Origin of the sequence: Rhodococcus sp. KRD162, from assembly GCF_017168335.1 — a bacterium.
Taxonomy (GTDB): domain Bacteria; phylum Actinomycetota; class Actinomycetes; order Mycobacteriales; family Mycobacteriaceae; genus Rhodococcoides.
Genome location: NZ_JABFAU010000091.1, coordinates 1 through 4239 on the forward strand (window position 1 = coordinate 1; position 4239 = coordinate 4239).

The 4239-nt window shown below is 69.3% G+C and carries 5 protein-coding genes; all 5 read left to right on the top strand.

The features are described 5' to 3' along the window. The coding region (locus tag J1M87_RS28120) for an SDR family NAD(P)-dependent oxidoreductase (protein ID WP_206492935.1) at positions 1 to 349 on the top strand (349 nt) is incomplete at its 5' end. Then, the gene (locus J1M87_RS28125; RefSeq protein ID WP_011331212.1) at positions 346 to 846 is read left to right on the top strand and encodes a MaoC family dehydratase; all 501 of its coding nucleotides are present in this window, start codon (positions 346 to 348) and stop codon (positions 844 to 846) included. The genes J1M87_RS28120 and J1M87_RS28125, both read left to right, overlap by 4 nt. Before the next feature lie 21 nt (positions 847 to 867). After that, the gene (locus J1M87_RS28130) at positions 868 to 2022 is read left to right on the top strand and encodes an acetyl-CoA C-acetyltransferase (RefSeq protein WP_011331211.1); all 1155 of its coding nucleotides are present in this window, start codon (positions 868 to 870) and stop codon (positions 2020 to 2022) included. A 4-nt stretch (positions 2023 to 2026) separates the two neighbouring features. Beyond that, positions 2027 to 2788: an enoyl-CoA hydratase gene (locus J1M87_RS28135; protein WP_011331210.1), complete on the top strand. Its 762-nt coding sequence runs from the start codon at positions 2027 to 2029 to the stop codon at positions 2786 to 2788. 28 nt (positions 2789 to 2816) lie between these two features. Further along, positions 2817 to 4239, top strand: a 1423-nt coding sequence (locus J1M87_RS28140) for a class I adenylate-forming enzyme family protein (protein WP_206492936.1), incomplete at its 3' end; no start/stop codon positions are given.

Consider the following 4239-nt stretch of genomic DNA (forward strand, 5'->3'; position numbering starts at 1 on the left):
CGGCGTGATCGTCAACACCGCCTCGGTCGCGGCCTTCGACGGGCAGATCGGACAGGCCGCGTACTCGGCATCGAAGGGCGGGATCGTCGGCGCCACCCTGCCGATCGCCCGCGACCTGGCGTCGCTGCTGATCCGGGTGAACACCATCGCGCCCGGCCTGTTCAAGACCCCGCTGCTGGGCACGCTGCCCGAGGCGGCTCAGATTTCGCTGGGACAGCAGGTGCCGCACCCGAACCGGCTCGGCGACCCCGCCGAGTACGCGCAGCTGGTCGAGGCGATCGTGACCAACCCGATGCTCAACGGCGAAACCATCCGCCTCGACGGCGCGATCCGCATGGCGCCGCGGTGAAACCCGTCGGCGTGCAGGTGGGATCGCACCATGAGCACACACGCCTTGTATACGCCGAGGACCTGGGCATCGGCCAGCGTTTCGACTTGGGCTCACACACGGTGACCGAGGCCGAACTCGTCGACTTCGCCACCCACTGGGATCCCCAGTGGTTTCACATCGACCGGGCGGCGGCGCAGGACGGCCAGTTCGGTGGCCTGATCGCCAGTGGAATCCACACGTTGGCGATCCTGCAACGGCTGACATTCGACGCAGTGGGGCACAGCTGGGCGGCCATTGCCGGGCGCGGCATCCGAGATCTGCGGTTCCGCCGTCCCGTGCGTCCAGGAGACGTGCTGACCGGCACCGTCGTCATCGACGACATCCAGTTCGACGACCGGGCACGCGCCCTCGTCACCACCGAGAGCACCGTGGTCGACAGCGAAGGCCGCGTCGTGCTGACCGTCCTGCTCGACGCCTACCTGCACTCGCGCACACGTCAACCATCGACCACCTGAGACGACGATTCGGAGACATCAATGCCAGAGGCATACATCATCGACGCGGCACGCACCCCGGTAGGCCGCCGCCGCGGCGCACTGGCCGCCGCACACCCGGTCGACCTCGCGGCCCATGTGATCGGCGCACTCGTCGAACGCAACGGTGTCGACCCCGCGTCGGTCGACGACGTGATCCTCGGCTGCCTGGACAACATCGGTCCGCAGGCGGGCGATATCGCCCGCACCGCGGCCCTCGCTGCGGGCCTGCCCGAGACAGTGCCCGGCGTGACCATCGACCGCCAGTGCGGATCCTCGCAACAGGCTGTACATTTCGCCGCGCAGGCCGTGATGAGCGGCACCGCCGACCTCATCGTCGCGGGCGGGGTGCAGAACATGAGCCAGATCCCACTGATGTCGTCGGTCACCGCGGGCGAGGCGTTCGGCGTGCGCGACCCCTACTCGGGCTCGACGAGGTGGCGGGCCCGCTACGGGGACGAGACGATCTCGCAGTTCCGCGGCGCCGAGATGATCGCCGAAAAGTGGGGAATCGACCGGGAGGCGATGGAGCAGTACGCCCTGGAAAGCCACCGCCGGGCGCTGCAGGCGATCGCCGGCGGACGCTTCGCCGCCGAGATCCTCCCCTACCAGCAGATGACGACCGACGAAGGACCGCGCGCCGACACCACACCGGAGAAGATGGCCGCCCTGCCGAGCCTCACGCCGGGGGGGCGCTTGAGCGCCGCGGTCGCCAGCCAGATCTCCGACGGCGCCTCGGGCATGCTCATCGCCTCCGCCGAGGCGGTACGCCGCCACGACCTGGCTCCGCGGGCCCGGATCCATCACCTGACCGTGCTCGGCGCCGATCCGGTCATGATGCTCGCCGCACCGATCCCCGCCACCGAACGGGCACTCGAGCGGACCGGCATGCGCATCGACGACTTCGACGTGTTCGAGGTCAACGAGGCGTTCGCCCCGGTCGTGATGGCGTGGTTGCAGGAGACCGGCGCCGACCCGGAGCGGGTGAACCCCAACGGCGGCGCCATCGCTCTCGGCCACCCGATCGGCGCCACCGGCACCCGGCTGATGACCACCATGCTGCACGAACTCGAACGCTCCGGCGGACGCTACGGGTTGCAGACCATGTGCGAGGGCGGCGGACAAGCCAACGTCACCATCATCGAGCGGCTCGGCTGATCCGATGACCCCGACCGCTATCCGGACCGTCCGCACCGGCCGCCTGCTTCACATCACGATCGACCGGCCCGGCCGCATGAACGCCCTCGGCGTCGACGACCTGGTCGCACTCGACACCGCGATCAGCGGGGCGGAAGCGACCGGTGCCCGCGCGATCGTGCTCACCGGCGCGGGAAGAGCCTTCTGCACGGGAGCGGATCTGACCGCGGTGACGGGCGAGGAACCCGAGGTGGTGATGGACGCCGCGAACCGGGTGATCCGCGGCATCGTCTCCGCGCCGGTCCCCGTCATCGCCGCCGTCAACGGCCCCGCGGTCGGGTACGGAGTGGCGCTCGCCTGCGCCGCAGACCTCACCTACGCCGCCGAAAGCGCGTATTTCCTGTTGTCGTTCACCAGCATCGGGCTGATGCCCGACGGCGGCGCGACCGCGCTCGTCGCCGCGGCGATCGGCCGGGCGCGGGCTACAGAATTAGCGCTGCTCGGGCAGCGGCTTTCCGCCACCGACGCCGCCCAGACCGGCTTGGTGGCCCGGATCCTGCCGGATGACCAGCTCGCGGCCCATGTCGAGGCCGTCGCCGGCACGCTGGGAGCCGGGCCGCGGCGCGCCCTCGAACTGACCAGACGGGCGCTCGCCGCGTCCACCCTGGGCCACCTCGACCACGCCCTCGAGCGTGAACGAGCCGGACAGATCGAACTCATCGGCACACCGGATTTCGCCGAGGGCGCCGACGCCGTCCTCACCAAACGTCCCCCCACATTTGCTTAGCAGACCACCCGCCGATCATAGGAGAATCATGGCAACCCTTGGTGGACAACTGACATTGAACGCACGCCGCCACCCGGACCGGCCCGCGCTGATCTTCGAGGGCGTCGAGCGCAGCTACGGGCAGCTCGACCGGGAAATCAACCAGTACGCCAACGCGCTGCTGTCCCTCGGCGTGCAGAAGGGCGACCGCGTGGCGGTGCTGTCGCCGAACTCCGACCGCTTCCTCCTCGCGCTGTACGGCGCGTTCAAGGTCGGCGCGATCGTCTCCCCGTTCAACCCGCGGTCCACGGCCCGGGAGCTGGCGTATCTGCTCGAGGACTCCGGCGCGTCGGTGCTGCTGTTCGGTGGGGACACCGTCGCGGCGGTGCGGGACCTGGCCAAGCTGGAGCAGGCGCCCGCTGCCCCGGCGCTTTCGCTGGACGGCGCGGACGGCTTCGACGATTTCGTCCAGCTGGCGTCCTCCATGCCGGACAGCGACCCACAGGTCGAGGTGCGCGAGGACGACGACTGCATGATCATCTACACCTCCGGCACCACCGGGAAACCGAAGGGTGCGCTGTTCGATCACCACCGGCTGCTGTGGGTCGGCCACGCGGTGTCCTCGCTCGGCGTCAACTCCTTCGACCGGAACCTGCACGTGGCACCGATGTACCACTGCGCCGAACTGGTGCTGTTCGTGCTCAGCGGCTTCTCGATGGGCACCACCCACGTCGTGTTGCCGGCATTCGAGCCCGCCGCCGTCCTCGACGCCCTCGAGCGATACCGGATCACCGTCTTCCTCGGTGTTCCCACCATGTATCAGATGATGTTGACGGTCCCCGACCTCGAGCGGCGCGACCTCTCGCACTGGCGGCTCGGCTTCTTCGGGGCGGCACCGATGCCGCCGACTGCGGTCGCGAAACTCGTGACGACCTTCCCGGACGTCGGCTTCTTCCAGCTGTGCGGGCCGACCGAGGGTGGCCCCACCGGCATCTACTCCACGCCTGACGAGGTCGCCGTCCGTCCCGATGCGACGGGACGCTGGCCGATCACGAATGCCGAGTTCCGGCTGGTCGATCCGGATGGCAACGATGTCCCGACGGGGATGACCGGCGAGATCATCCTGCGCGGCGAGACCATCATGAAGGGCTACTGGAACAAGCCCGAGGCCACCGCCGAGACCATCCGAGACGGGTGGCTGCACACCGGGGACCTCGCCGTCCGCGACGCCGACGGTTTCATCACGATCGTCGACCGGCTCAAGGACATGATCATCACCGGCGGCCGCAACGTCTACTCGATCGAGGTCGAGAACGCCCTCGCGGGGCACCCCGACGTCCAGGACGTTGCCGTCGTCGGCCTGGACCACGCCACATTCGGGGAGACCATCGTCGCGATCGTGACCCCGGTTCCCGGTCGCGAGGTGACCCTCGAGGAGCTGCGGACGTACGCCGCCGAATACGTCGCGGACT

Coding starts and splice junctions, on each gene's coding strand:
- J1M87_RS28135 (WP_011331210.1), top strand. CDS start 2,027: ATGACCCCGACCGCTATCCGGACCGTCCGCACCGGCCGCCTGCTTCAC.
- J1M87_RS28130 (WP_011331211.1), top strand. CDS start 868: ATGCCAGAGGCATACATCATCGACGCGGCACGCACCCCGGTAGGCCGC.